This window comes from Caulobacter sp. GW821-FHT12F03 (assembly GCF_058806855.1).
Genome location: NZ_JBXAQC010000003.1, coordinates 25,419 through 49,517, shown reverse-complemented (window position 1 = coordinate 49,517; position 24,099 = coordinate 25,419). Strand labels below are relative to the sequence as shown.

The 24,099-nt window shown below is 68.6% G+C and carries 28 protein-coding genes; 12 read left to right on the top strand and 16 right to left on the bottom strand.

Going from position 1 to position 24,099, the window contains the following annotated elements; all coding sequences use genetic code 11:
- Window positions 1–79: 79 nt before the first annotated feature.
- Window positions 80–1,537, bottom strand: a complete 1,458-nt coding sequence (locus AC1RN0_RS08785; protein WP_492787065.1) for a coniferyl aldehyde dehydrogenase — start codon at window positions 1,535–1,537, stop codon at window positions 80–82.
- A gap of 190 nt (window positions 1,538–1,727) precedes the next feature.
- Here AC1RN0_RS08785 and AC1RN0_RS08780 point away from each other — a divergent pair, with 190 nt between their 5' ends.
- From AC1RN0_RS08780 to AC1RN0_RS08770, 3 genes are all read left to right on the top strand, one after another.
- The gene (locus AC1RN0_RS08780; protein ID WP_492787064.1) at window positions 1,728–2,783 is read left to right on the top strand and encodes a GGDEF domain-containing protein; all 1,056 of its coding nucleotides are present in this window, start codon (window positions 1,728–1,730) and stop codon (window positions 2,781–2,783) included.
- Window positions 2,784–2,957: 174 nt separating this feature from the next.
- A complete protein-coding gene (locus tag AC1RN0_RS08775) occupies window positions 2,958–4,100 on the top strand; it encodes an MFS transporter (protein ID WP_492787063.1) in 1,143 nt (380 codons plus the stop codon).
- Between the two features lie 73 nt (window positions 4,101–4,173).
- A complete protein-coding gene (locus AC1RN0_RS08770) occupies window positions 4,174–4,977 on the top strand; it encodes an enoyl-CoA hydratase/isomerase (protein ID WP_492787062.1) in 804 nt (267 codons plus the stop codon).
- Between the two features lie 63 nt (window positions 4,978–5,040).
- On the opposite strand, the gene AC1RN0_RS08765 is transcribed toward AC1RN0_RS08770, so the two are convergent.
- On the bottom strand, window positions 5,041–5,436 hold the full coding sequence (locus tag AC1RN0_RS08765) for a TfoX/Sxy family protein (RefSeq protein WP_492787061.1): 396 nt from the start codon (window positions 5,434–5,436) through the stop codon (window positions 5,041–5,043).
- A gap of 78 nt (window positions 5,437–5,514) precedes the next feature.
- Between AC1RN0_RS08765 and AC1RN0_RS08760 the strand changes: the two genes are divergently transcribed.
- Window positions 5,515–6,075, top strand: a complete 561-nt coding sequence (locus AC1RN0_RS08760; RefSeq protein WP_492787060.1) for a TetR/AcrR family transcriptional regulator — start codon at window positions 5,515–5,517, stop codon at window positions 6,073–6,075.
- A 9-nt stretch (window positions 6,076–6,084) separates the two neighbouring features.
- On the top strand, window positions 6,085–6,879 hold the full coding sequence (locus AC1RN0_RS08755) for a lysophospholipid acyltransferase family protein (protein ID WP_492787059.1): 795 nt from the start codon (window positions 6,085–6,087) through the stop codon (window positions 6,877–6,879).
- A gap of 10 nt (window positions 6,880–6,889) precedes the next feature.
- On the opposite strand, the gene AC1RN0_RS08750 is transcribed toward AC1RN0_RS08755, so the two are convergent.
- The 10 genes from AC1RN0_RS08750 to AC1RN0_RS08705 all read right to left on the bottom strand — a co-directional run bounded on the left by AC1RN0_RS08750 (window position 6,890) and on the right by AC1RN0_RS08705 (window position 14,941).
- Window positions 6,890–7,312 (bottom strand): hypothetical protein, encoded by a 423-nt coding sequence (locus tag AC1RN0_RS08750; RefSeq protein ID WP_492787058.1) that lies wholly within the window; start codon window positions 7,310–7,312, stop codon window positions 6,890–6,892.
- A gap of 91 nt (window positions 7,313–7,403) precedes the next feature.
- Entirely contained in the window at window positions 7,404–7,796 is a 393-nt protein-coding gene (locus tag AC1RN0_RS08745; protein ID WP_492787057.1) for a HesB/IscA family protein, read from the bottom strand.
- 2 nt (window positions 7,797–7,798) lie between these two features.
- Window positions 7,799–8,161 carry an SUF system Fe-S cluster assembly protein gene (locus AC1RN0_RS08740; RefSeq protein WP_492787056.1) on the bottom strand — a complete coding sequence of 121 codons (363 nt, stop codon included), beginning with the start codon at window positions 8,159–8,161 and terminating at the stop codon, window positions 7,799–7,801.
- Window positions 8,162–8,165: 4 nt separating this feature from the next.
- Complete coding sequence (locus tag AC1RN0_RS08735) at window positions 8,166–9,383, bottom strand: aminotransferase class V-fold PLP-dependent enzyme (RefSeq protein WP_492787055.1); 1,218 nt, start codon at window positions 9,381–9,383, stop codon at window positions 8,166–8,168.
- Window positions 9,380–10,417: a Fe-S cluster assembly protein SufD gene (gene sufD / locus AC1RN0_RS08730; RefSeq protein WP_492787054.1), complete on the bottom strand. Its 1,038-nt coding sequence runs from the start codon at window positions 10,415–10,417 to the stop codon at window positions 9,380–9,382. The genes AC1RN0_RS08735 and sufD overlap by 4 nt, the downstream gene beginning before the upstream one ends.
- A gap of 82 nt (window positions 10,418–10,499) precedes the next feature.
- Window positions 10,500–11,249, bottom strand: coding sequence for a Fe-S cluster assembly ATPase SufC (sufC, locus tag AC1RN0_RS08725; RefSeq protein WP_492787502.1), 750 nt, complete (start codon window positions 11,247–11,249; stop codon window positions 10,500–10,502).
- Between the two features lie 136 nt (window positions 11,250–11,385).
- Window positions 11,386–11,760, bottom strand: a complete 375-nt coding sequence (locus AC1RN0_RS08720; RefSeq protein ID WP_492787053.1) for a VOC family protein — start codon at window positions 11,758–11,760, stop codon at window positions 11,386–11,388.
- Window positions 11,761–11,899: 139 nt separating this feature from the next.
- On the bottom strand, window positions 11,900–13,369 hold the full coding sequence (gene sufB, locus AC1RN0_RS08715) for a Fe-S cluster assembly protein SufB (RefSeq protein ID WP_492787052.1): 1,470 nt from the start codon (window positions 13,367–13,369) through the stop codon (window positions 11,900–11,902).
- A 1-nt stretch (window position 13,370) separates the two neighbouring features.
- Entirely contained in the window at window positions 13,371–14,495 is a 1,125-nt protein-coding gene (locus AC1RN0_RS08710) for a cysteine desulfurase family protein (protein WP_492787051.1), read from the bottom strand.
- A complete protein-coding gene (locus AC1RN0_RS08705; RefSeq protein WP_492787050.1) occupies window positions 14,492–14,941 on the bottom strand; it encodes an Rrf2 family transcriptional regulator in 450 nt (149 codons plus the stop codon). Before AC1RN0_RS08705 ends, AC1RN0_RS08710 begins: the two co-directional genes overlap by 4 nt.
- Before the next feature lie 151 nt (window positions 14,942–15,092).
- Between AC1RN0_RS08705 and AC1RN0_RS08700 the strand changes: the two genes are divergently transcribed.
- The 3 genes from AC1RN0_RS08700 to AC1RN0_RS08690 are packed head-to-tail and all read left to right on the top strand — an operon-like array spanning window position 15,093 to window position 16,504.
- Window positions 15,093–15,743 (top strand): alpha/beta hydrolase, encoded by a 651-nt coding sequence (locus AC1RN0_RS08700; RefSeq protein WP_492787049.1) that lies wholly within the window; start codon window positions 15,093–15,095, stop codon window positions 15,741–15,743.
- Window positions 15,744–15,762: 19 nt separating this feature from the next.
- Window positions 15,763–16,299 (top strand): inorganic diphosphatase, encoded by a 537-nt coding sequence (ppa, locus tag AC1RN0_RS08695; RefSeq protein ID WP_492787048.1) that lies wholly within the window; start codon window positions 15,763–15,765, stop codon window positions 16,297–16,299.
- Between the two features lie 4 nt (window positions 16,300–16,303).
- Window positions 16,304–16,504: a hypothetical protein gene (locus tag AC1RN0_RS08690; RefSeq protein WP_492787047.1), complete on the top strand. Its 201-nt coding sequence runs from the start codon at window positions 16,304–16,306 to the stop codon at window positions 16,502–16,504.
- A gap of 175 nt (window positions 16,505–16,679) precedes the next feature.
- On the opposite strand, the gene AC1RN0_RS08685 is transcribed toward AC1RN0_RS08690, so the two are convergent.
- The 3 genes from AC1RN0_RS08685 to AC1RN0_RS08675 are packed head-to-tail and all read right to left on the bottom strand — an operon-like array spanning window position 16,680 to window position 18,972.
- Window positions 16,680–17,222, bottom strand: coding sequence for a DUF1697 domain-containing protein (locus AC1RN0_RS08685; protein WP_492787046.1), 543 nt, complete (start codon window positions 17,220–17,222; stop codon window positions 16,680–16,682).
- Between the two features lie 5 nt (window positions 17,223–17,227).
- Window positions 17,228–18,430: an exo-beta-N-acetylmuramidase NamZ family protein gene (locus tag AC1RN0_RS08680; RefSeq protein WP_492787045.1), complete on the bottom strand. Its 1,203-nt coding sequence runs from the start codon at window positions 18,428–18,430 to the stop codon at window positions 17,228–17,230.
- A complete protein-coding gene (locus AC1RN0_RS08675; RefSeq protein WP_492787044.1) occupies window positions 18,427–18,972 on the bottom strand; it encodes a DOMON-like domain-containing protein in 546 nt (181 codons plus the stop codon). Before AC1RN0_RS08675 ends, AC1RN0_RS08680 begins: the two co-directional genes overlap by 4 nt.
- A 214-nt stretch (window positions 18,973–19,186) precedes the next feature.
- Here AC1RN0_RS08675 and tyrS point away from each other — a divergent pair, with 214 nt between their 5' ends.
- The 4 genes from tyrS to AC1RN0_RS08655 all read left to right on the top strand — a co-directional run bounded on the left by tyrS (window position 19,187) and on the right by AC1RN0_RS08655 (window position 22,904).
- A complete protein-coding gene (gene tyrS / locus AC1RN0_RS08670; protein WP_492787501.1) occupies window positions 19,187–20,503 on the top strand; it encodes a tyrosine--tRNA ligase in 1,317 nt (438 codons plus the stop codon).
- Between the two features lie 19 nt (window positions 20,504–20,522).
- Window positions 20,523–20,987, top strand: coding sequence for a peroxiredoxin (locus tag AC1RN0_RS08665; RefSeq protein ID WP_492787043.1), 465 nt, complete (start codon window positions 20,523–20,525; stop codon window positions 20,985–20,987).
- Window positions 20,988–21,265: 278 nt separating this feature from the next.
- A complete protein-coding gene (locus AC1RN0_RS08660; RefSeq protein WP_492787042.1) occupies window positions 21,266–22,423 on the top strand; it encodes a peptidoglycan DD-metalloendopeptidase family protein in 1,158 nt (385 codons plus the stop codon).
- Window positions 22,404–22,904: a bactofilin family protein gene (locus tag AC1RN0_RS08655; RefSeq protein WP_492787041.1), complete on the top strand. Its 501-nt coding sequence runs from the start codon at window positions 22,404–22,406 to the stop codon at window positions 22,902–22,904. The genes AC1RN0_RS08660 and AC1RN0_RS08655 overlap by 20 nt, the downstream gene beginning before the upstream one ends.
- Before the next feature lie 44 nt (window positions 22,905–22,948).
- On the opposite strand, the gene prfB is transcribed toward AC1RN0_RS08655, so the two are convergent.
- Window positions 22,949–24,071, bottom strand: a protein-coding gene (gene prfB, locus AC1RN0_RS08650; RefSeq protein WP_492787040.1) for a peptide chain release factor 2 whose coding sequence is annotated in 2 segments (ribosomal slippage) — window positions 22,949–24,001 and window positions 24,003–24,071 — 1,122 coding nt in all. Because the reading frame shifts where the segments join, the coding sequence is not laid out codon by codon here.
- Between the last annotated feature and the right edge of the window lie 28 nt (window positions 24,072–24,099).

Genomic DNA, 24,099 nt, shown 5'->3' with positions numbered 1-24,099 from the left:
CCCCGTCAGGCGGATATCGTATGCCGCCATGGAGGTTGCAATACGACATCCCGCCTGACGCGGACATGAACGATCTCGCCTAGCGCTTGAGCGAGGCGCCGAGGAACTTGCGGATCGCCGGGCCGTAGGGCGGACGCATCTGCACCAGCGGGCCGATGTCCTTCTTCAGCTGGGTGAAGACCGCCTTCTTGTGGCTGAACTCCAGGAAGCCGTCGTGGCCGTGATAGCTGCCCATGCCCGACGGACCGATGCCGCCGAACGGCAGCTCTTCCTGGGACACATGCATGACCACGTCGTTGACCGACACGCCGCCGCTGGTGGTGTGATTGAGCACGTGGCTCTTCTCGGCCTCGTCCGTGCCGAACCAGTAGAGGCCGAGGGGCCGGTCATGGGCGTTGATGTAGTCGACCGCCTCGCTGACGGCCTTGTAGGTCTTCACCGGCAGCACGGGGCCGAAGATCTCGTCCTGCATCACCGTCATGTCGTCGGTGGCGTTCAGGATCAGGGTCGGCGGGATCTTGCGGTGCTCCTGCTGGCTGAAGTCCTCGCCGGCCGGGTTGATCTCGCGGATGTCGGCGCCCTTGGCCCGGGCGTCGTCGATGTAGCCCTTGATCCGGTCATAGTGCCGCTGGGCCACGACCGAGGTGTAGTCGGGATTGTCCTTCAGCGTCGGGAACATGCGCGTCACGGCGCTGGTGGCCTCGGTGACGAACTCTTCCAGACGGTTCTCGGGCACATTGACGTAGTCGGGCGCGAGGCAGATCTGGCCGGCGTTGAGCGTCTTGCCGTTCATGATCCGCGCCGCGGCCGTGGCCATGTCGGCGCTCTGGGAGATGATCACCGGGCTCTTGCCACCCAGCTCCAGCGTCAGCGGCACCAGGTTCTCGGCGGCGGCGCGCATGACGTGGCGCGCGATCGAGGTCGCGCCGGTGAAGATCATGTGATCGAACGGCAGCCCGGCGAAGGCCTGACCGACCTCGGGCCCGCCGGTGATCACCGCGATCTCGTCGTCGGTGAAGGCCTTGGCGAACATGGTCTTCATCAGCTCGGAGGTCACCGGGGTGAACTCCGACGGCTTGATCATCGCCCGGTTGCCGGCCGCGAGGATCCCGGCCAGCGGCGCGAAGGTCAGGTTCACCGGGAAATTCCACGGACTGATGACGCCGACCACGCCCTTGGGCTGGTACTGCAGTTCCGCCTTGGCCCCGAGCAGGCCGAGGATCGCCGGCGTGGTCTTGCGCTTCTGCGGCTTCATCCACTTGCGGAGGTTCTCCTTCGCGTGCTTCAGCGGGCCGATCGAGCCGGACACGTCGGTCAGCAGGCTGGCCTCGCGCGAGCGGTTGCCGAAGTCGGCGTTCAGGGCGTCCTGGATCTCCACGGCGTGGTCGATCAGCAGGCCGATGCAGCGATCGATCCAGTCGATACGCTGTTCCGCCGATGGCGCGCCGTCGCGGATGTTCGCCGCCTTCTGACGGTCGAGAATGGCGAGCATCGCGGCCTTGTGGCCGTCGACGCCGAGGTTGGCGGGTGCGTTCATGGGGGGTCCCTCCGGACGGCCGGGCGGCCCCCGGCTCAAGTGATCGGCGTTCAGAATGAACGGACCCGCGCCCGACCGCAAGCGACCGCCGTTATGCCTTTAACGGCTCATTCGGACCTTTCGGCATACCGTCCAGTATCTACAGCCCAGGCGCGCCAGAATGCGCGCCTGCGCCAAGGGGGAAATGCGAATGTCCGGCGATGTCGAAACCGTTCTGAGAGGGCCCGCGGCCTACCAGGTCGCCCGCAAGGCCCTGGAACTGATGGAATCCCATCACGTCTGGCCGACCCCCCTCAATTTCGAGCTCTGGGCGCACTATGTCGCCGATCCGGAGGGCGCGCTGGCCGTCGAACTGGGCCGGCTGATTTCCCTTGGGGAACCCCTGACCGAGAGCGTCAGCGAGGACCTCGCCGCCGCCTATCTGGCCAAGGCCCGGCTCAACGAACAGATTCGCGACGCCGGGGATCAGCTGTCGAAGGAACTGGACTCGGTGTCCAAGGCCATCCAGCAGGCCCAGAAGTCCAACGAGGCCTACGGCCAGACGCTGGCCGGCGCCAGCAAGGGCCTGATCGAGGCCGAGGGCGTGGACCAGGTCCGCGCGATGGTCGACTCCCTCTCCTCGGCGACCCGCCGGGTGCAGAAGGAAAACAAGTCGCTCGAGAAGCGGCTCGCCGAATCGACCAGCGAGGTCCAGCGCCTGCGCGAGCACCTGGAACAGGTCCGCCGTGACGCCACCACCGACGGCCTGACCAACCTGGCTAACCGCCGCGCGTTCGACGACGAGCTCGCCCGCGCCTGCGCCGAGGCCGACGAGACCGGCATGGCCCTGACCCTGGCCGTGCTCGACATCGATCACTTCAAGAGCTTCAACGACACTTGGGGCCACCAGACGGGCGACCAGGTCATCCGCTATGTCGCCAGCGTCATCGGCCGCCTTGGCGCCACGCCGCGCTTCTCGGCCCGCTACGGCGGCGAGGAATTCGCCATGATCTTCCCCGGCGAGGACGCCGGACTGGTCGAAGCCTGCCTGCAGGAGATCCGCGAGGAAGTCGCGTCCCGCATGCTCAAGCGCCGCTCCACCAACGAGGACCTGGGCACCGTGACCATCTCGGCGGGCCTGGCGACCCGTCGCGAGGGCGAGACCGGCAGCTGCGTCATGGAGCGCGCCGACGAGGCGCTCTACGCGTCCAAGCGCTCGGGCCGCAACCGCGTGACCAACGGCGAAAAGCTGGCAACCGCGGCCTGATCGCCGCCCGATTGCCCAAAGTCTCCCCGCATGCCACGCTGTGAATCTTCGGGGAGAACCAGACCCATGTGTGAACGCATCCGCCAAGGCTAGGCCGGTCGGCCAGTCCGCCCTCTGCCGCCCGGCGTCAGCCGCCGGGCGCGCTTGCGTTCACCCAAGCAATCCCGGGTCTACATGTCCTTTTTCAGAAATGACGCGATCAACCGCGTCAACATTCACTACACCCTGCAGGCCTTCGCCCAGGGCGCGGGCGGCCTGTTCGTCCTGGTCTTCCTGCTCAAGGCGGGGGTCTCCGTTCCGCAGGCGCTATTGTTCCAGGCCGGCATCATCGCGGGCCGGTTCCTGCTGCGCCCGGCCATCCTGCCGTTCGCCCGCCGCTGGGGCGTCAAGCCGCTGCTGATGGCCGGCACGCTGGTGACGGCGCTGACCTACCCGCTGCTGGCGCTGGTCGACGGCGTCGGGCCATCGTTGCTGGCGCTGTGCGCCCTCTCCTCGCTCGGCTACCTGCTCTACTGGCTCAGCTATCACGCTTATTTCGCCTCGCTGGGCGAGGCCGACGACCGGGGCGGCCATATAGGTTTCCGCGAGGCGCTGGTCGCCCTGGTCGGCATCGTCGCGCCGCTGCTGGGCGCGTTCGGCCTCACGACGGTCGGACCGATGCCGACCTTCCTGGCCGTGGGCGCGGTGCAGGCGCTGGCCATCGTTCCGCTGATCGGCGCGCCCAACGTGGCCGTGTCGGCGACGCGCGCGGACGGGCCTGCGGTGTCGCGGCTCGGACTCGGCGTGATGGCCTGCGACGGTCTGTTCGCGGCGACCTACTACTTCGTCTGGCTGGTCGCCCTGTTCGTCGCCCTCGGCGAGAGCTTCCTCGCCTTCGGCGGGGCCGCGGCCCTGGCGGCGCTGGTCGGGGCGGTCAGCGGCCTGGCGCTGGGCCGGCTGATCGACCTCGGTCATGGCCGGCGGTCGACCTTCATCGCCTACGGCGTCGCGGCGATCGTGGTGATCCTGCGCGCGGCCAGCCTGCAGACGCCCTGGCTGGCGGTGCTGGCCAACGCTGCGGGCGCGCTGCTGGCGGCCATCGTCTCGCCGGTGCTGATGACCCCGGTCTACAACATGGCCAAGGCCTCGCCCTGCGCCTTTCGCTTCCATATGGCCACGGAGGGAGCATGGGACACCGGCTGCTTCCTCGGCCTGATGACGGCGGCGGGACTGACCAGCCTCGGCCTGCCGCTGTCGGCGCCGATCCTCCTCGCGCTTGTCCCGGCGGGGCTGCTGGTGCTCCAGCTGACCCGCTACTACGGTCGCGGCCCGGCCTGAAAATTTTCGTTGGCGTTCCCCGGCGTTACAGGGGCTAGCCAGCAGGCATAAGAAAACCTCGGAGGACGCTCGGGTGGACTACAAGAAAATCAAGGTTGAGGTGACCGACGGCGTGGCCGTGGTGACCATGGCGGATCCGACGACGATGAACGCCGCCGGTCTGGATCTGGCCGAGGAGCTCAGCCATGCGTTCCGCAGCCTGGCCGCCGGCAAGATCGAAGCCCGCGCCATCGTGCTGACGGGCGAAGGCCGCGGCTTCTGCTCTGGGGCCAATCTCTCGGGCGGCGGCGCCGCCGGTCGTGAACTGGACGTCGACGGCAAGCCCGACGCCGGCCGCGCGCTGGAGACCGTCTACAACCCGCTGGTCAGCCTGATGCGCGACACGCCCCTGCCCCTGGTCACCGCCGTGAACGGCGCGGCCGCCGGCATCGGCTGCTCGTTCGGCCTGCTCGGCGACATCATCGTCGCCGGCGAGAGCGCCTACTTCCTGCAGGCCTTCCGCCGCATCGGCCTGGTGCCGGACGGCGGGTCGACCTACCTGCTGCCGCGCGCCATCGGCCGCGCCCGGGCCATGGAGATGGCCCTGCTCGGCGACAAGATCGGCGCCGCCAAGGCGCTGGAATGGGGCCTGGTCAACCGCGTCGTCCCCGACGCCGACCTGCTGCCCACGGCCATCGGCATCGCGAAGGAACTGGCCAACGGTCCGGCCTCGCTCGGCCAGATCCGCAAACTCATCTGGGACAGCCTCGACAGCGACTGGGCCGGCCAGCTGACCGCCGAGCGCAAGGCCCAGCGCATCGCCGGCAAGACCCACGACTTCGTCGAGGGCGTCAGCGCCTTCCTGCAGAAGCGCATCGCCGCGTTCACGGGGAAATAGCCCTGAAATCCTCCCCAGCTCCGCTGGGATCGATGGGGACAGTTTAACCTGTCCCCGCCTCACCTACCCATCCCAGGGGCCGGGTCCGATGTCTTCGCGCATCGCCCGGCCCTTCTTCCTGGCAGGCTTCTTCGCCCGGAACGCCGCCTCCAGCCCCAGCCGGGCCCAGCGCACGGCCTCATCGGGATCGTCGAGGCCGCTCTCGGGCAGGCTCCAGTAGCCCAGCGTCCCGCTGCGGCCGTCCTTCATCTCGAACACGAACGGCGAGCAGCCCTCCGCCTCGAAAGCCGCGCGATTCTCGTCATCGACCTTCAGATACAGCATCTCGCCGAACACCAGCGCGAACGCCGCGCCGTCGACCTGCAGGCTGGCGCCGCCGAACATCTTCTTCACCGTCAGGGGGCCAAGGCCCGCCAGCAGCTCGGCGAGATGATCGATAAACGCGGCGCTGACAGCCATTCCTGACCCTCGTGAGCAATTGTTCACTTGCGGACGCGGCCCAGATGTGAGCAAATGCTCACACAAGGAGTCGTCCCCATGTCCGCCAAGCCTCGCATCGAGCGCGCCGCTCTGGAAGTCTTCGTTCGCGACGGCGTCGACGCGGCCACGACCCGCGCCATCGCCACGGCGGCGGGGGTGTCCGAGGGCGCCCTCTACCGCCACTACAAGGGCAAGGACGAGCTGGCGATCAGCCTGTTCATGACCACCCACCGCCGCCTGTCGTCGCTGATCGAGGAAAGCTCGGCCCGCGCCGTCGGCATCCGGGCCAAGGCCGCCGCCATCGTCGCCGCCTACTGCGAGGTGGCCGACGAGGACTGGCTGACCTTCAGCTTTCACCTGACCCAGATCCACCGCTTCATCCCCTACTACCAGGAGGACGGCCGCGACCCGGTGACGGTGACCGAGAACGTCATCAAGCAGGCGATGATCGCCGCCGAGATCCCGCCGGCTGATCCGCGCGTGCTGGCCGCCATGGCCATCGGCGTGATCACCCAGACCGCCCAGAACCGCGTCTACGGCCGCCTGGGCTCAGACCCCCTCTCCGCCCACGCCGGCCTGATGACCGCCGGCGTGCAGGCCCTTCTCTTCGCCCGCTAGGGACACCCCATGACTTTCCGCAATCGCCTGTTCAACGGCTACTACTGGGTGCTGTCGATCTTCTACGGTCTCAGCGCAGCCCTTCTGGCGCTGGCCCCGGGCCGCGCGCCGATGACAGCGGCGATCCGCACCTACACCCGCCGCATGCTCTGGGCGATGGACGCCCTGGCCGGCATCAAGGTCGAGCTGAAGGGCCAGGAGAAGCTGCCCAAGGGCGCCTTCATCATCGCCGCCAAGCACCACAGCTGGGGCGACGGCTTCGTCATGTTCGCCAACGTCGACAATCTGTCGTTCGTCACCGGCGACCACATGGAGCGCTTCCCGCTGGTCGGCGCCATCCTGCGCAAGTTCGGCGCGATCATCGTCGACAACTGCGGCGGCCCCGAAGCGCGCCGCGCGCTTTCGGAAAGCGCCGCCCAGGTCGCCGCCGAGGGCCGCCGCATCCTGATCTATCCGGAAGGCAACCTGGCGAAGCCGGGCGAGCGGTTCCGCTACCGCACCGGCGTCTACTACATGAGCCGCGACTTCAACCTGCCGGTCGTGCCGGTGGCGACCAACCTCGGCCTGTTCTGGGAGCAGACCTCGAAGATCAAGCGGCCGGGCACGGCGACCATCGAGTTCCTCGACCCGATCGAGACGGGCCTCGACCGCACGCCGTTCCTCGAGCGGCTGGAGGCGGTGGTGGAGACGCGGACCCAGGAACTGATCGCGCTGGCGACCGGCGAACCCTTGCGCCCCTCGGTGCTGGTCCCGACCCCGGATGAGCTGCGCAAGGCGGCGAGCGCCGTGGAGGTAGCGGCCTGACGGGCTGTCGCTACTTGCTCCAGTCGGTCGCGCAGATCTGTCCGGCGAAGTCCTGCAGACCCTGCGTGCCCGCGCTCCACGGCGCGGGGCCGCTGGGGTTGGCGAGGGTGATCACCGTGCCGCCGGCCGTATAGTTGGCCCCGTTGATGAAGGTGATGGTCCTGGCCGAGCAGTCGATCGCCACCGTGTGCAGCGAGTAGACCACCGGCGTGGGGTTACCGTTGAAGGGCGTCGGCGTGTCATAGATCGTCTGCGCCACCAGCGTGCGCACGGACCCGTTCGCCTTCACCGAGTTCCAGCCGTAGGACCAGGCGGCGAAGCTGTCGTGGGACAGCCCTTCGAACTGGTCGCGATTGACGCCGGCGAACGGATCGGCCGGAGCGCCGGCGGCCAGGATGACGGCCGCGGCCGCGGAAACCATCAGATGGATCATGGATGTCCTCCTCCCCCTCAGGAGCGGCGACGATTCCATCGCGGTTCGCGGGCGCCAATCAGCGACCTACCCGAAACGCGGATTCCCCTGATCAGGCCTCGCGCTCGGCGGCCGGCTGGATCGTCACGCTCTCGCCGCAGCCACAGGCGTCCGTCTCGTTCGGATTGCGGAACACGAACCGCGAACTCAACCGGCTGACCTCGTAGTCGATCTCCGAGCCGATCAGGAACAGCACGGCCTTCGGCTCGATCAGGATGGTCACCCCGTGGTCCTCGACGACCTCGTCCAGGGGATCGGCCGTCTCGGCGTATTCGATGATGTACTCGGAGCCGGCGCAGCCGCCGTTCTTCACCCCCACGCGCAGCCCGGCGTAAGGCTTGTCCGCGCGGGCCATGATCTCCTTCACCCGCGCCGCCGCGGCGTCGGTCAGGGTGACGACCTTGGGGCGCGGCCGGCGCGGTCTGGGTGTGACTTGAACGTCCATGGTCAGAACATGTTCAGTTGCAGCTTGGCCTCGTCGCTCATGCGCGAGGGGTCCCACGGCGGGTCGAAGACGAGGTCGACGGAGCAGGATTTCAGGCCCGGGATTTCCATCACCGCATCCTCCACCCAGCCCGGCATTTCCCCGGCCACCGGGCAGCCCGGCGCGGTCAGGGTCATGTCGATCTTGACCTCCCTGTCGTCGGAAACGTCGACCTTGTAGATCAGGCCCAGCTCGTAGATGTCGACCGGGATCTCCGGATCGAACACGGTCTTGAGCTTCTCCACGAGCTGATCGGTCAGCGCGTCGAGCTCCGCCTGGGGAATGGCGGAAGACGTCTCGGGGGCAATGGGCGCTGTGTCGGTCATGATCTCAGACGAAAAAGCTGCGGGCCTTGACCAGCGCGTCCGCGAACGCGTCAGCCTCATCCACGGTGTTATATAGGGCGAAGGAGGCCCGGGCGCTCGACGTGACGCCGAAACGGGCCATCAGCGGCTCGGCGCAGTGGGTCCCGGCGCGGACCGCCACCCCCTGCTGGTCGAGAATCTGGGCGATGTCGTGAGCGTGCGCCCCGTCGACGGTGAAGCTGAGAATGGCGCCCTTGTCCGGCGTGGTTCCCAGAATCCGCAGCCAGTTGGCCCCGTCCAGCCGCTCGACGGCGCGGTCGTAGAGCGCGCGCTCGTGCGCGGCCACGGCCTCGCGGTCGAGGCCCATCAGCCACTCCAGCGCCGCGCCCAGCGCGATGGCCTCGAGGATCGGCGGGGTGCCGGCCTCGAACCGCATCGGCGGCTCGGCGTAGGTGATGCGGTCCTCGGCCACCGTGCCGATCATCTCGCCGCCGGCCTGGTAGGGCGGCAGCGCGGCCAGCCGCTCGGCCTTGCCGTACAGAACGCCGATGCCGGTCGGGCCGTAGAGCTTGTGGCCGGTGCAGACGTAGAAGTCCGCGCCCAGCGCCTTGACGTCCACCGCCATGTGCACCGCGCCCTGGCAGCCGTCGACCAGCACCGCCGCGCCGACGGCATGAGCCGCCTGGACGATGGCCGCGACCGGATTGATCGTGCCGAGCACATTGGACATCTGCGTCAGGGCGACGAGTTTCGTCCGCTCGGTGATGAGGGCCTTCGTCGCCTCCAGATCGAGCGACCCGTCCTCCAGCACCGGCGCGAAGCGCAGCACCACGCCCCTGCGTTCGCGCAGCAGATGCCAGGGCACGATGTTGGAGTGGTGCTCCATCTGCGTCAGCAGGATCTCGTCGCCGGCCTTCAAGGCCAGCCCGAACGACGCCGCCACCAGGTTGATCGCCTCGGTCCCGCCCTTGGTGAAGACCACCTCGTCGGTGTCGCAATTCAGAAAGCGCGCGACAGTTTTGCGCGCCTTTTCATAGGCTTCCGTCGTTTCGTTGGCGAGCGTATGCAGGCCGCGATGGACGTTGGCGTAGCTGTGGCTCATGGCGTGAACCAGCGCGTCGATCACGACCTGCGGCTTCTGCGCCGACGCCGCGTTGTCGAGATAGACCAGCGGCTTGCCATGGACCTGGCGCGACAGGATGGGGAACTGGTCCCTCACCGATTCCGGATCGAAGGGGCTCATTCCCCCGCCCCCAACTGCGCACTCACCCACGCCCGCGCTACATCCCGCGCGCCCTCGTGGTCGATGCTGTCAACCACCTCGCCGACGAACGCCTCGGTCAGCATGGCTCGCGCCACGCTCTCGGGCATGCCGCGCTGGCGGGCGTAGAAGATCGCCGCCTCGTCGAGCGCCCCGATGGTGTTGCCGTGGGCGCACTGCACGTCGTCGGCGAAGATCAGCAGCTCAGGTTTCGCATCGACCTCGGCCCTGTCCGACAGGATCAGCGCGTGGTGGCCCATGCGGGCCTCCGTGCCGTCGGCGCCCTTCTCCACGACGATGCGGCCCTGGAACACGCCCCGCGCCTGGTCGCGCACGACGCCCTTGGTCAGCTGCGCGGTCGTCCCGTCGCGACCGGCATGGGTGACCACGGTGGTCAGGTCGGCGTGGCGCTGGTCGGCGAGGATATAGACGCCGTCGAGGCGGACGGACGCGCCCTGCCCCGGATGCGCGACGCGGGTCTCGATCCGCTGGCGCCGTCCGCCGGAGCTCAGCACGATCTGGTCGAAGCTGGCGCCAGGCTGCAGCCGGACTTGGGCCGTCGACACCAGGACCGACTCCGCAGGCTCGTCCACCAGCACGATGCGCGTCACATGGCTGCCGCTCTCGACCTCGATCGAGAGATCCACATCAGCCAGGTAGTCGCCCCGGCCCTCATAGCTTTCGAGCAGCGTCAGCCGCTCGCCGCCCGGGACGTTGATGACCATGGTGCTGGCGTGGCGCGTTCCCCTGGCGTCGGCGCAGAACCGCAGGCGGAGCGTGGCGTCGCCCTCGGCCGTGAACAGCGCGCCCTCGCGGCCCTCCGACAGCCCGTTGGCGAAGACGACTTCCTCGCCCCCGAGCGCGGCGAACGGCCCGCCGGGCGTCGGCGTCAGCGGCCCCGAGGCCGCAGGAATGGCGCGGATCAGTCCGCGCAGGTCGGTCCAGCGCCAGTCCTCGTCGCGTCGCGAGGGGAGCTGGGCGAGGTCGCCGGTCCTGAGGGCAGTGGCCAAACTCATCCTGCTTCGCTCCTGGCGGAGCTTCGCAGGACAAGTCGCGTGCGCGGGAGGGCTTGCCCTCCGAAGCCTCGGCGAAGGAGGGTCACGCCGCCACCTGCGCGTACTTGTCGTAGCCTTCGGCCTCGAGCTGCAGCGCCAGTTCCGGGCCGCCGCTGGCGACAATCCTGCCGGCGCTCAGCACATGCACGCGGTCGGGTTTGATGTAGTCGAGCAGACGTTGGTAGTGGGTGATCACCAGCATGCCGCGGTCGGGGCTGCGCATGGCGTTGACGCCCTCGGACACGATGCGCAGGGCGTCGATGTCCAGACCGCTGTCGGTCTCGTCGAGGATCAGGAAGCGGGGCTCCAGCATGGCCATCTGGAAGATTTCCATGCGCTTCTTCTCGCCGCCGGAGAAGCCGACGTTGAGCGCCCGCTTGAGCATCTCGAAGTCGATCTTCAGCGCCGCGGCCGTCTCGCGAGCCTTCTTGAGGAAGGCGGGCGCGGCGATCTCGTCTTCGCCGCGCGCCTTGCGCTGGGCGTTGAGCGCGGTGCGGATGAAGGTCAGGGCCGGAACCCCCGGAATTTCCAGCGGATACTGGAACGACAGGAACACGCCCTTCGCGGCCCGTTCGTTGGCTTCCAGCGCCAGCAGGTCCTCGCCGTTCAGCGTCGCCGAGCCCTCGGTGACCGTGTAGCCGGGCCGCCCGGTCAGCACATAGCTGAGCGTCGACTTGCCCGCCCCGTTCGGCCCCATGATGGCGTGCACCTCGCCCGCCGGCACCGCGAGGGTCAACCCGTTGAGGATCTGCTTCTCGCCGACGGTGGCGTGGAGGTTGGTGATGGAGAGCATTGATTTCACGCGAATAGTTCCAAATTCACCGTCATCCTCGCGCTTGTCGCGAGGACCCATGCACACGACCGTTCGACGGTGTGCATGGGTCGTCGGCACACGTCCGACGATGACGGAATGCGGTGGGATGCGGCGCTCATCGGGCAGCGCTCAGCGGTTTCAGGAATTCCAGCCGGTTGCCGAACGGATCAAAGATGAACACCCGCTCGACGCCGTCGATCTCATCGTTGGCCTTCGTCTCGTAGCCGGCCGCCGAGGCCCGCGCGGCCAGCCCGGCGACGTCATCGACCTCAAACGCCACATGGGCCTTCACATTGGCGCGGAAATCCTGCTCGACGCCGAGGTGGACCTTCACCGCGCCAGCCTCGAACCAGGCGCCCCCGCGTTTGGCCAGCTCGGCCGGCTTGGGCACTTCGGTGAGGCCCAGCAGGTCGCCGTAGAACGGACGCGCCTGCGCCTCCCCGCCGGCGGGAATGGCGATCTGGACGTGGTCGATGGCGCGGAGGGTCATACGCCCTCCCTCCCCTTCATGGGGAGGGACGGCCGGCGCCAGCCGGCCAGGGTGGGGCTCGGCGGCGTCCATACCCCACCCGTCTCGCTCCGCGAGACACCCTCCCCATCAAGGGGAGGGAGAAGGATTGCGTCGGCCACTACCCCACGCTCCCTTCCAGCGAGATCGCCACCAGCTTCTGCGCTTCCACGGCGAACTCCATCGGGAGCTCCTGCAGAACCTCGCGGACGAAGCCGTTGACCAGCAGGGCGACCGCCGACTCCGTGTCGAGCCCCCGCTGCTGGCAATAGAACAGCTGGTCGTCCGACAGGCGCGTCGTCGTCGCCTCGTGCTCGAACACGCTCTGGCCGTTGCGGGCCTCGATGTAGGGCACGGTGTGGGCGGCGCAGTCCTTGCCGATCAGCAGGCTGTCGCACTGGGTGAAGTTGCGCGATCCGACGGCCTTCGGGTGGGCCGAGACCAGGCCGCGATAGGTGTTGGACGACTTGCCGGCGCTGATGCCCTTGGAAATGATCCGCGAGCGGGTGTTGGCCCCCAGATGGATCATCTTGGTGCCTGTGTCGGCCTGCTGGTGGCCGTTGGTCACGGCGATCGAGTAGAACTCGCCCGAGCTCCCCTCTCCGCGCAGGACGCAGGACGGGTACTTCCAGGTGATGGCAGAGCCGGTCTCGACCTGGGTCCAGCTGACCTTGGCCCGGGCTTCCCGGCAGTCGGCCCGCTTGGTGACGAAGTTGTAGATGCCGCCCTTTCCGGTCTCCGGATCGCCCGGGTACCAGTTCTGCACCGTCGAGTACTTGATCTCGGCGTCCTCGAGGATGACCAGCTCGACCACGGCCGCGTGCAGCTGGTTCTCGTCGCGCATCGGAGCCGTGCAGCCCTCGAGGTAGGAGCAGTAAGCTCCCTTGTCCGCGATGATAAGAGTCCGCTCGAACTGCCCGGAATCCTTGGCGTTGATGCGGAAATAGGTGCTCAGCTCCATCGGGCAGCGCACGCCCGGCGGGATGTAGACGAAGCTGCCGTCGCTGAAGACCGCGCTGTTGAGGCAGGCGAAGTAGTTGTCGCTGACCGGCACGACCGAGCCGAGGTACGTCTTCACCAGCTCGGGGTGCTCGCGGATCGCCTCGCTGATCGGGCAGAAGATCACCCCGACGGCGGCCAGCTCCTTCTTGAAGGTGGTGACCACCGACACGCTGTCGAACACCGCGTCGACGGCGTAGCGCGGCGCGCCCTGCACGCCGGCCAGCACTTCCTGTTCGCGCAGCGGAATGCCGAGCTTCTTGTAGGTCTCCAGGATGTCCGGATCGACCTCGTCCAGGCTCATCGGCCCGGCCTTCTGCGACGGCGCGGCGTAGTAGTAGGAGTCCTGGTAGTCGATCTTCGGATAGTGGACCTTGGCCCACTCCGGTTCGTCCATGGCCAGCCAGCGCTCGAACGCCTCCAGCCGCCACTGCAGCATCCAGTCCGGCTCGTTCTTCTTGGCCGAGATGAAGCGCACGATGTCGGCGTTCAGGCCCTTGGGCGCGAAGTCCTGTTCGATATCGGTGACAAAGCCGTGCTGGTACTTCTCCAGCTCGGCGACCGCGGCGACGGTTTCCTTGACGGCGGCCATCTTAAGCAACGTCCTTCCGGCGCGCCGCGTGGCGCGCATAGAGGTCCAGCCAGGCGTCGCCGGCCCGGACCCAGTCATCCTCGGTGCTACCCCAGCCGCCGCTGACGCGGATGGCGAAGGGCGCCAGATCCGGGCGGCCCATGGCGGCCACCACGTCGCTGGGCTTCATCTTGCCGGACGAGCAGGCCGGGCCGGCGCTGATCATCACCCCGGCCAGATCCAGGGCCATGACCTGCATCTGGGCGTCGAAGCCCGGAGCGGCGAAGCCCAGGGTCTGCGGCAGGCGCTGGGCGCCCTTGCCCAGCACGGTCGCGCCGGCGGCCTCGACCCGGTCCTGCAGCGCATCGCGCCAGGGGCCTTGCGCGGCGATGGCGTCGAGATCGCGGACGGCGGCCTCGGCGGCGGCGCCGAACCCGGCGATGCCGGAGAGGTTCTCGGCGCCGGCGCGGCGGCCGCGCTCCTGCCCGCCGCCGTGCAGTCGCCGCACCAGCGTCGCGCGCGGCCCCGCGGCCAGCGCCCCGACGCCGAACGGCCCGCCGATCTTGTGCGCCGCCAGCGCCAGAGTATCCGCACCGAGCGCGTTGAAATCGATGGCCATCTTGCCGGCGGCCTGAACCGCGTCGACATGCAGCCAGCCGCCCGCCTCGCGGACCAGCACCGCCACCTGCGCCACCGGCTGGATCACGCCCGTCTCGTTGTTGGCCAGCATCAGGCAGACCAGCGGCTTGCCGCCCGTTCCGAGCGCCCGCGCCAGCCAGGCCAGGTTGGCGACGCCGTCGCTGTCCACCGGCCAGACCTCGACCGTAACCCCGGCCGCGCGGACGTTCTCGGCGACGGCGCCATGTTCGGTCGCACCCAGCAGGATCCGGTCGAAGCCCGCCGCCACGGCGCTCTCGATGGCCAGGGCGTTGGATTCGGTCCCGCCGCTGGTGAAGGTGATCGAGCCCGGCTTCACGGCCACGAGGTCGGCGACCTGCGCCCGCGCCGCCTCGATCAGCGATCGCGCGGCGCGTCCGGCGGCATGCACCGACGAGGGATTGCCGCCGATGTCCAGCGCCCGCACCACCGCGGCCTTCGCCTCGGGGCGGACGGGCGCGGTGGCGTTATAGTCGAGGTAGACGCTCACGCGGCCTCCGAGGCGGCCGCGCCGAGCCTGCCGGAGATCACATCGGCCAGCGACACCGAGGCCAGGTAGTTGTGCAGCTGGCGGCCCATCTCTTCCCACAGATCATGCGTCATGCAGCGCTCGCCGCCGACCATGCAGCCTCGCCCGGCCGGCTTGCCGCAGCGGGTCGCGCGGAGCGGCTCGTCGACGGCCAGCACGATATCGGCGACGGTCGTCTCGTCGGCGCTCATCGCGAGCCGATAGCCGCCGCCCGGCCCGCGCACGCTCTTCACCAGCCCCTTGCGGCGCAGGCGGGCGAACAGCTGCTCGAGGTAGGACAGGGAAATCTGCTGCCGCGCGGCGATGTCGGCCAGCGACACAGCCCGCACCGAGTCGTCCGCCCCCTGCCTTCCGGCGAGGTCGGTCATGGCCATCACGGCGTAGCGGCCCTTTGTGGACAGGCGCATGGCGAGATTCCCTGGCATCCGGCGCGCGGCCTGTGCTAAGGCCGCGCCTCGCCCGCAAGGCCTTGTCGAAGGCCAACGCGGACGTCGCTGATCTAGGAAAACCAAGCGCGGTGGTCAAGTATTCCACGGCTCGGCAGGACGGGAAAAACGCATGCCTGAAGTGGTGCTCACCGGCGCGGCCGGCCGGATCGAAGGACGGTATTCGCCCGGCAAGCGCGCGAACGCGCCGATCGCGCTGATCCTCCACCCGCATCCGCGGGCCGGCGGTCACATGAACCACCCGGTGTCGGTGCAGCTGTATCATCTGTTCATGAAGCGCGGCTTCTCGGTGCTGCGCTTCAACTTTCGCGGCGTGGGCCGCAGCCAGGGCGAGTTCGACGCCGGCATCGGCGAGCTGGCCGACGCGGCCACCGCGCTCGACTGGCTGCAGGCGACCAACCCGCAGGCCAGCCAGTTCTGGGTCGCCGGCTACAGCTTCGGCGCCTACATCGGCATGCAGCTGCTGATGCGCCGCCCCGAGACGGACGGCTTCATCAGCGTTTCGCCGCCGACCAACATGTACGACTTCAGCTTCCTGGCCCCCTGCCCGGCCTCGGGCCTGATCCTGCACGGCCAGGCCGACACCGTCGTGCCGCCCGTCGAGGTCGAGCGCGTGGTCAGCAAGCTGCGCACGCAGAAGGGCATCGTCATCGACTACGAACTGGTCGAGGGCGCCACCCACTTCTGGGCAGAACACCTTCCCGAAGTCGAAAAGCGCGTCGGGGCCTATCTCGACAAGCGCCTCGAAGCCGATCCCGCCTGATTACCGAGTACCTGAAGCCATGAACCTGGACGCCATCGCCATCGGCGTGAATCCGCCCGAAGACGTCAACGTCATAATCGAGGTGCCGATCGGCGGTGAGCCGATCAAGTACGAGCTCGACAAGGACGCCGGCGTGCTGGTCGTCGATCGCTTCCTCTATACGTCGATGCGCTACCCGGGGAATTACGGCTTCATCCCCCACACCCTGTCGGGCGACGGCGACCCCTGCGACGTGATGGTGGTCAACACCCGCGCCATCGTGCCCGGCGCGGTGATGAGCTGCCGCATCGTCGGCGTGCTGCTGATGGAAGACCAGGCCGGCGTCGACGAGAAGCTGATCGCGGTCCCCTCGTCGCAGCTGACCGCCCGCTACGACAGCGTCAGGGACTACACCGACCTGCCGCAGATCACGCTCGACCAGATCGAGCACTTCTTCAAGCACTACAAGGATCTGGAGCCCGGCAAGTGGGTCAGGATCAACGGCTGGGGCGACGCCGCCCGGGCCCGCGAGATGGTCCTGGAAGGGATCGAGCGGGCGCGGGCCGAAAAGGACTGATCCCGTGCCGGCGTCGGTCACCGTCGGCATCCTCTGCGCGGTGGCGGCCCTGCTCGCCGCCAAGGCCGGCGCCTGGGGCCTGTTCCAGCGCAAGGTCATCAAGGACACGGACGGCCTGCTGGCCCGCCGCGCGGAGATCGTGCTCGCGGCGGCGGCCTTGCTGGTGGTGGTCGCGATCGCGCTGCTGGTGACGCGGCCGTTCTGAAGCGCGCGGCTCCGTCGAAGACGTACTAGACGCCGTCATTGGGGGCCGATTGCGTGCGTCCTTCGAGACGCGATCCCGAGGGATCGCTCCTCAGGATGACGAACATCTTTGCCCGTCATGGTGAGGAGCGAGCCTCAAGCGACCCTGGACTGGACCCGGGGCTCGAACCACGCACCTAAGCCCCGATCAGCGCCGCGATCTTCTGCACCGTGTTCCAGTTGCGGCCCGTCGACGTCAGCCCCAGCGCCTTCCTGCCGAACACGAGGGCCGCCTTCGAGTCGGCGATGCCGTCGCCGAAGAAGGCGTAGACGCAGCGGTCGCCGGCCTCGACCTTTTCGCCGGGCGTCGCCGCCGCGCGGATCGTCGCCAGCATCTCCGCCGTGACCGGCTCGCGCGCCACATTGACGATGAACCGCGACGGCTCGCGCCCGGCCTCGTCCGGCATCGGATTGGCGTCGATCATCGCCCGCCAGGCCTGCGGGCCGCGCACGATGAAGCGGGTCACCAGGCCCAGCCGCGCCTCGGCCTCCGTCTCCAGCAGGGCCTCCAGATCGGCGTCACCGCGGTCGCCGGCCTCGAACACCACGTTTCCGCTCTGCAGCAGGGTCTTTACCCCGGTGAAGCCCAGCGCCTCGACCATGGCCTTGAGCTCGGCCATCGGGACCTTCTTCGCCCCGCCGACATTGACGCCTCTCAGCAGGGCGATGCGCAGGGTCATGGCGGTCAGTACAGCAGGTAGGGCCGGCGCTCTTCGATCCACGCCTGTTCGTCGGGCGTGGTCAGGGCGTCGAGGTCGGCCGGCGTCGCCGTCGGATCATCGACCCACTCGCGCAGGCCGGGGCCGCCGTTGATCACGTCGATGGCCAGCCGGTCGAACACGTACTCGTACGGGAAGTCCCGCCACAGATGGTAGTCGGGATACAGCCGGCGGATGGCCTTGAAGGCCAGCGCCTGAACCCGCCAGGGCTTGATCGCCGTGTGGTCGTACGACGGGTCGTCGACGTGGATCTGCACGCCGTTGCACAGCTGGCCGACATGCTTGTGGAAGGTCGGCTGGAACCAGATGTCGCGCAGGCGGCAGCCCTTCAGCCACTGCGGCGCGAGGGCGTTCATCTCGGCGATGACCTTGCGGGCGTCGATGTCCGGCGCGCCGAACAGCTCCAGCGGCCGGGTCGTGCCCCGTCCCTCCGACAGGTTGGTCCCCTCCAGCATCACCGTGCCGGCGTAGGCCCGGGCCATCGACAGGTTCGGCGCGTTGGGGCTGGGGTTGATCCAGCTGCGCTCGCCCAGCGGCCAGCCATGGCCGGGCGCGGCGGCGGGGTCGTAGCCCTCCATCTCGATCACGCGATAGACCACGTCGAGGCTGCGCGTGCGCACGAACCACTGGCCCAGCTCGCCGAGCGTCAGGCCATGGCGCATCGGCAGCGGCCCGGCGCCGACGAAACTCTCCCAGCCCGGCAGCAGGGTCAGCCCCTCGACCGGCCGGCCGGCCGGGTTGGGCCGGTCCAGCACCCAGACTTCCTTGCCGTGCTCGGCGGCGGCCTCGAGCACGTACAGCAGGGTGGTGATGAAGGTGTAGATGCGACAGCCCAGGTCCTGCATGTCGACCAGCAGCACGTCGAACGTGCCCATCGCCTGTCCCGTCGGCCGGCGCGTCTCGCCGTACAGGCTGAACACGGGGAAGCCGTAGACCGGGTCGGTGAAGTCCGGCGACTCCATCATGTTGTCCTGCAGGTCGCCGCGCATGCCGTGCTGCGGCCCGAAGGCGGCGGTGATCTCGATGTCGGGACAGGCGGCCAGGGCGTCGATCGAATGGGTCAGGTCCGCCGTCACCGACGCCGGATGCGCCAGCAGGGCCACGCGCCTGCCCTTCAGGGGCGCGCGCAGGGCGGGGTCGGCGAGCAGGCGGTCGATGCCGAAGTTCATGCGGGCTCCAGAATGGCTGCAAAGGCGTCGCGGTGGTGAAAGTCCGGCTTACCCGGCGCATGGGCCAGCGCCCAGTAGGACTTGCGGCCGCTGGTCTCCTCGATGACGGCGGACAGGCCGAGCCGTCCGGCGTGATCGACGGTCAGGTCAGCCTCCGCAGCCAGGTCCAGCGTTGCCACCAGTTCGAACAGGCCGCGCGAGGCGCGCCAGGTCATATGGGTCAGCGCCAGCCCGGGCGGCGAGACCATGCCCTCGCGATAGCGATCGAAGCGGTAGCCGGCCCAGCGGTTGGAAGGCGACAGGTTGATCTCGTAGTAGGCGTCGTCGTTCCCCGGCCTGAGGAAGGCCTCGAAGCAGCTGTGTTTCCAGAGGTCGTCGGCCCGCGCGCGGTCGACCGGCTCGGGCCAGCGGACCGAGGCGATATCGCCGGTGACGACGTAGCGCAGCGCCAGGCTCGCCGGCGCGGCCCGCGCCAGATTGACCTCGATCCGGGTCACCGCCGCGCAGGGCGTATCGGGATGAGGAGTCAGCGCCAGCAGCATGTCCCTTCCTCACCCCCTGCTTGACGCCGGTCAATGGCGCAGGCACTCATCACGCCATGATCGCCCGCCGCGCCCTTTGCAGCCTCTATTACGCCCGCTCGTCCTGACGAGCGGCTGTGCGATCGCATGCCGCCACACCGCCGGCGGCATGTTCTGAATTCCCTCACAGACAGTCTCCGGCCTCACCAGAGGAGACCTTTCCGTGCCCACGATCTTGAACCCCTCCCCGCCCGACGTGCTAGAGCCGTCCGCGCAAGGAGACTCCACCCCGATGACCGCCGAACCCCAGTTCAAGTCGACGTTCCTGCAGCTGATGCGGGATCGCGGCTACATCCACCAGATCACCCATCCGGAGGAGCTGGACGAAGCGGCGAGCAACGGGATCATCACCGGCTACATCGGCTACGACGCCACCGCGCCCAGCCTGCACGTCGGCAACCTGATCACCATCATGATGCTGCGCCGGCTGCAGCAGGCCGGCCACAAGCCGATCGTCATCGTCGGCGGCGGCACCTCCAAGGTAGGCGACCCGTCGGGCAAGGACGAGACGCGCCAGCTGCGCACGCACGAAGAGATCCAGGCCAACATCGCCAGCCAGAAGCAGGCCTTCGGCAAGTTCCTGACCTTCGGCGACGGCCCGACCGACGCGCTGCTGATCGACAACGACGAGTGGCTGAGCAAGCTCGGCTACATCGACTTCCTGCGCGAGTACGGCGTGCACTTCACCATCAACCGCATGCTGGCCTTCGACTCGGTCAAGCTGCGGCTGGAGCGCGAGCAGCCGCTGACCTTCATCGAGTTCAACTACATGCTCATGCAGGCGACAGACTTCCTCGAGCTGAACCGACGCTACGGCACGACGCTGCAGATGGGCGGCTCGGACCAGTGGGGCAACATCGTCAACGGGGTGGAGCTGATCCGCCGCGTCGACCACAAGCCGGCCTTCGGCCTGACCACCCCGCTGCTATCGACCGCCTCCGGCGCCAAGATGGGCAAGACGGCCCAGGGCGCGGTCTGGCTCAACGCCGACATGCGCTCGCCGTACGACTACTGGCAGTTCTGGCGCAACGCCGAGGACGCTGACGTCGGCCGCTTCCTGCGCCTGTTCACCGACCTGCCGCTGGACGAGATCGCCCGGCTGGAGGCGCTGGACGGCGCGGCGATCAACGACGCCAAGAAGGTGCTGGCCGATGAGGCGACCCGCATGCTGCACGGCGACGAGGCGGCCCGGGCCGCGCGCGACGCCGCCGAGAAGGCCTTCGAACAGGGCGCCCTGTCGGATGACCTGCCCACCGTCGAAATTCCGGCGGCCGACCTGACGGCCGGCGTCCAGCTGGCGAAGCTGGCCGTGACGGCCGGTCTGGCCGGCTCCAACGGCGAGGCCCGGCGCCTGGCCCAGGGCGGCGGCCTGCGCCTGAACGACGTCCAGGAAATGGACGCCAACCGTGAGATCACCCCCGCCGACGTCGTCGACGGCGTGATCAAGCTCGGCGCCGGCAAGAAGAAGATCGTGCTGTTGAAGCCGGTCTGACCATCAAAGGGAGAGGCCCGTGACTGACCTGACCATTGGCGATCGCGCCCCCGACTTCGACCTGCCCACCGACACGGGCCGCGTCTCGCTGGCGGCCCTCAAGGGCCGAAAGGTCGTGCTGTTCTTCTATCCGAAGGACGACACGCCCGGCTGCACCACCGAGAACATCGACTTCTCCGCGGCGAAGGCCGATTTCGACGCCGCCGGCGCGGTGCTGGTCGGGGTGTCCAAGGACACCGCCGTCAAGCACGGCAAGTTCCGCGCGAAGCACGGCCTGACCGTTGAGCTGGGCTCGGATGCCGACAGCGACGTCATCGAGCGCTACGGCGCCTGGGTCGAAAAGAGCCTCTACGGTCGTCAGTACATGGGCATCGATCGCTCGACCTGGCTCATCGACGGCGAGGGCGTGATCCGCGGGATCTGGCGCAAGGTGAAGGTGAAGGGTCACGTCGCGGAGGTCCTGGCCGCGGCCCGCGCGCTTTAACCACAACGGCGACATTCGGCCGCACCGATCCCCCCCGGAGCGGGTCGTTACCCACCGGTATCGGCACTGTTGCGAAAACGTCGCGCTATCATTCAAATATTCGCGTCGGACGCGCAAAGTTGAGCTCAGGAACTGGCGCTGTGCCCGCGACATGGTTAACCCTGACCCCACAAGGTCAGAATCCCAGCTTCGCGCACGCCTGACGCGCGAAGGGCCTTGCACGTTTCCCCATCTTCATCGCATATCGCCGGACACCGAGAAACTCGGGTTCGGGGGCTATGGCCACAGCACGCTTGCGCAGAATTCAGCGAGCCTTGGAGGAGCTGTTTCCGGAACGGCATCTCTACATCCGCTCGGGCGGGGAGATGCGCGGGTTCGTGCTCTCCACCAGCAAACAGATCATGGGCGCCGGCCTCATCGGCGCCGCGGCGCTCTGGATGGGCGTCTGCACCGCGGCCATGCTGGTCAGCGCGCTGTCGGTCAGCGCCACCGACCAGGAACTGGGCCGCCGGGACGCCTACTGGGAACGCGTCACCGCCGACCGCCAGGCCCGCCTCAACAGCGCCATGCAGCAGCTGTCCCAGACGGACGGCTCGCTCGTCGAACTGGCCAACTCGGTCGAGAAACGTCACGCCGCCCTCGCCCAGCTGCTGACCGACTCCGGTTTCCGCGGCGCGCCGGGCGCCGCCCAGGCCCTGGCCCCGGCCAAGCCGCGCATCAACGGCGGCTCGCCGATCCAGCGCGTGCAATACACGCTGATGGACCAGGAGCGGATGATCACCGCCGCCGAGAGCTACGCCCTCAGCCGCGCCGAACGCCTGCGCCTCGCCTTCCGCCTCGCCGGCCTGAATCCCGACAGCTACGCCCGCCGCGGCGGCGCCCTGGGCGGCCCGCTGATCGAGGCCCGCGACCCTCGCGCCCTCGCCGCCGTGCTCGACGTCGACGAGAGCTTCGCCCAGCGCATCCAGCGCGCGGCGACCAACATGTCGGACATGAGCGCCCTCGCCGACGCGGCGCGCGGCCTGCCCTTCTTCCGCCCGACCAGCGCCGCGGCGCAGTCGAGCAGCTACGGCGTGCGGCTGGATCCGTTCACCCGCCGTCCGGCCTTCCACTCGGGTCTCGACTTCCCGGGCGCGACCTTCACCCCGATCTATTCGACCGCGCCGGGCGTGGTGTCCTTCACCGGCGTTCGTTCGGGCTACGGCAACACGGTCGAGATCGACCACGGCGCCGGGTTCAAGACGCGCTACGCCCACCTGGCCGGCTACAACGTCACGATCGGGCAGCGGGTCACAGTTGGCCAGCGTATTGCATCGATGGGGTCGACCGGCCGGTCAACTGGCCCACATTTGCACTACGAGGTGTGGGTCAATGGCCGGGCGCAGAACCCCAACCGATACTTGAAGGCCGGCGAATATGTTCAGCAAGCAGAGTAAGACCCCGCCCAAATCCTCGGCTGTTTCGGCTCCGGCGCCCGCGCCGGCTCCCATGGCGCCCGAACCGCCGAAGGCGCGACCGAAAGTGGCATCCCTTATCAGTGACGGGATTACGATCGAGGGCGGCGTCGTCGGCGACGGCGAACTGCAGATCGACGGCGTGGTCCGCGGCGACGTGCGCGTCGGCCGACTGACCGTCGGCGACACCGGCCACATCGAGGGTTCGGTCTATGCCGAAGCCGCCGAGGTCCGGGGCCGCGTGATCGGCTCGGTGACCGCCAAGCAGGTGCGTCTTTATGGGACAGCCTACGTCGACGGCGACATCACCCACGAACAGCTGGCGATGGAAACAGGGGCCTTCTTCCAGGGCCGCAGCCTGAAGTTCCAGCGCCCGCCGCAGCCGCAGCACAGCCCGGCCCCCGCGCCGCAGTCGCAGCCGCCGCACAGCCAGAGCCTCGGCATCCCGCCCAAGGTCGGCTGATCCAACGCGATCCTCCCTCCCCTTCATGGGGAGGGAAATCCGACCTACCCCTCGGCCGCGTCCCGCGTGGCGCCGACGCGCTGCGCCAGGGCCGCGCCCATGAACTGGTCGAGGTCGCCGTCCAGCACGCCGGCGGTGTCCGACGTCTCAACGTTGGTCCGCAGGTCCTTGACCATCTGGTAGGGCTGCAGGACGTAGCTGCGGATCTGGTGGCCCCAGCCGATGTCGGTCTTCTGGTCCTCGAGGGCCTGGGCCGCCGCCTCGCGCTTCTGCAGCTCCATCTCGTAGAGCCGCGCGCGCAGCATCTTCCACGCCTCTTCCCGGTTCTGGTGCTGGCTCCGGCCGGCCTGACAGGCCACCGCGATGCCGGTCGGGATGTGCGTCAGGCGCACGGCCGAGTCGGTCTTGTTGATGTGCTGCCCGCCGGCGCCGCTGGCCCGATAGGTGTCGGTCCGCACGTCGGCCGGGTTGATCTCGATCTCGATGGTGTCGTCGATCACCGGATAGACCCAGGCCGAGGCGAAGCTGGTGTGCCGCTTGGCCGCCGCGTCATAGGGGCTGATGCGCACCAGCCGGTGCACGCCGGCCTCGGTCTTCAGCCAGCCGTAGGCGTTGGGGCCCTTGACCTGCAGCGTGGCCGACTTGATGCCGACCTGGTCGCCGCTGGTCTCTTCGACCAGCTCGACGCTGTAGCCGTGGGCGTTGGCCCAGCGGGTGTACATGCGCAGCAGCATGTTGGCCCAGTCGCAGGACTCGGTGCCCCCGGCCCCGGAGTTGATTTCGATATAGGCGTCGTTGCCGTCGGCCTCGCCGGACAGCAGGGCTTCCAGCTCGGCCTTGGCGGCGCGGGCCTTGAGGGTCTTCAGCTGGGCGCGCGCGTCCTCCAGCGAGGCCTCGTCGTTCTCGGCGTCGGCCATCTCGGCGTATTCGACGGCGTCGGCCAGGTCGCGCTCGAGACTGCGCACGGCCTCGACGCGGTCAGCCAGCTGCTGACGCTCGCGCATCAGGACCTGGGCCTCGGCCGGCTTGTCCCACAGGGTAGGGTCTTCGGAACGAGCGTCCAGCTCGTGCAGGCGTCTTAGGGCTGCATCCCAGTCAAAGACGCCTCCTGAGCAGTCCGGCGGACTGCTCGATGTCGGCCTTGGCGGCCTCAACATCCGGTCTCATGAAAGTCTCCGATCAAGCGGGGCGCGGG

Bases quoted from the DNA above. Each gene is read 5' to 3' on its own strand.
- AC1RN0_RS08755 (WP_492787059.1), top strand. From the start codon at position 6,085: ATGACTTTCCGCAATCGCCTGTTCAACGGCTACTACTGGGTGCTGTCG.
- AC1RN0_RS08675 (WP_492787044.1), bottom strand. From the start codon at position 18,972: ATGCTGCTGGCGCTGACTCCTCATCCCGATACGCCCTGCGCGGCGGTG.
- sufC (WP_492787502.1), bottom strand. From the start codon at position 11,249: ATGCTCTCCATCACCAACCTCCACGCCACCGTCGGCGAGAAGCAGATC.
- AC1RN0_RS08735 (WP_492787055.1), bottom strand. From the start codon at position 9,383: ATGAGCCCCTTCGATCCGGAATCGGTGAGGGACCAGTTCCCCATCCTG.
- AC1RN0_RS08745 (WP_492787057.1), bottom strand. From the start codon at position 7,796: ATGGACGTTCAAGTCACACCCAGACCGCGCCGGCCGCGCCCCAAGGTC.
- sufD (WP_492787054.1), bottom strand. From the start codon at position 10,417: ATGAGTTTGGCCACTGCCCTCAGGACCGGCGACCTCGCCCAGCTCCCC.
- sufB (WP_492787052.1), bottom strand. From the start codon at position 13,369: ATGGCCGCCGTCAAGGAAACCGTCGCCGCGGTCGCCGAGCTGGAGAAG.
- AC1RN0_RS08760 (WP_492787060.1), top strand. From the start codon at position 5,515: ATGTCCGCCAAGCCTCGCATCGAGCGCGCCGCTCTGGAAGTCTTCGTT.
- ppa (WP_492787048.1), top strand. From the start codon at position 15,763: ATGAACCTGGACGCCATCGCCATCGGCGTGAATCCGCCCGAAGACGTC.
- AC1RN0_RS08780 (WP_492787064.1), top strand. From the start codon at position 1,728: ATGTCCGGCGATGTCGAAACCGTTCTGAGAGGGCCCGCGGCCTACCAG.
- AC1RN0_RS08680 (WP_492787045.1), bottom strand. From the start codon at position 18,430: ATGAACTTCGGCATCGACCGCCTGCTCGCCGACCCCGCCCTGCGCGCG.
- AC1RN0_RS08785 (WP_492787065.1), bottom strand. From the start codon at position 1,537: ATGAACGCACCCGCCAACCTCGGCGTCGACGGCCACAAGGCCGCGATG.
- AC1RN0_RS08700 (WP_492787049.1), top strand. From the start codon at position 15,093: ATGCCTGAAGTGGTGCTCACCGGCGCGGCCGGCCGGATCGAAGGACGG.
- AC1RN0_RS08720 (WP_492787053.1), bottom strand. From the start codon at position 11,760: ATGACCCTCCGCGCCATCGACCACGTCCAGATCGCCATTCCCGCCGGC.
- AC1RN0_RS08740 (WP_492787056.1), bottom strand. From the start codon at position 8,161: ATGACCGACACAGCGCCCATTGCCCCCGAGACGTCTTCCGCCATTCCC.
- AC1RN0_RS08655 (WP_492787041.1), top strand. From the start codon at position 22,404: ATGTTCAGCAAGCAGAGTAAGACCCCGCCCAAATCCTCGGCTGTTTCG.
- AC1RN0_RS08765 (WP_492787061.1), bottom strand. From the start codon at position 5,436: ATGGCTGTCAGCGCCGCGTTTATCGATCATCTCGCCGAGCTGCTGGCG.
- AC1RN0_RS08750 (WP_492787058.1), bottom strand. From the start codon at position 7,312: ATGATCCATCTGATGGTTTCCGCGGCCGCGGCCGTCATCCTGGCCGCC.
- AC1RN0_RS08705 (WP_492787050.1), bottom strand. From the start codon at position 14,941: ATGCGCCTGTCCACAAAGGGCCGCTACGCCGTGATGGCCATGACCGAC.
- AC1RN0_RS08660 (WP_492787042.1), top strand. From the start codon at position 21,266: ATGGCCACAGCACGCTTGCGCAGAATTCAGCGAGCCTTGGAGGAGCTG.
- AC1RN0_RS08775 (WP_492787063.1), top strand. From the start codon at position 2,958: ATGTCCTTTTTCAGAAATGACGCGATCAACCGCGTCAACATTCACTAC.
- AC1RN0_RS08685 (WP_492787046.1), bottom strand. From the start codon at position 17,222: ATGACCCTGCGCATCGCCCTGCTGAGAGGCGTCAATGTCGGCGGGGCG.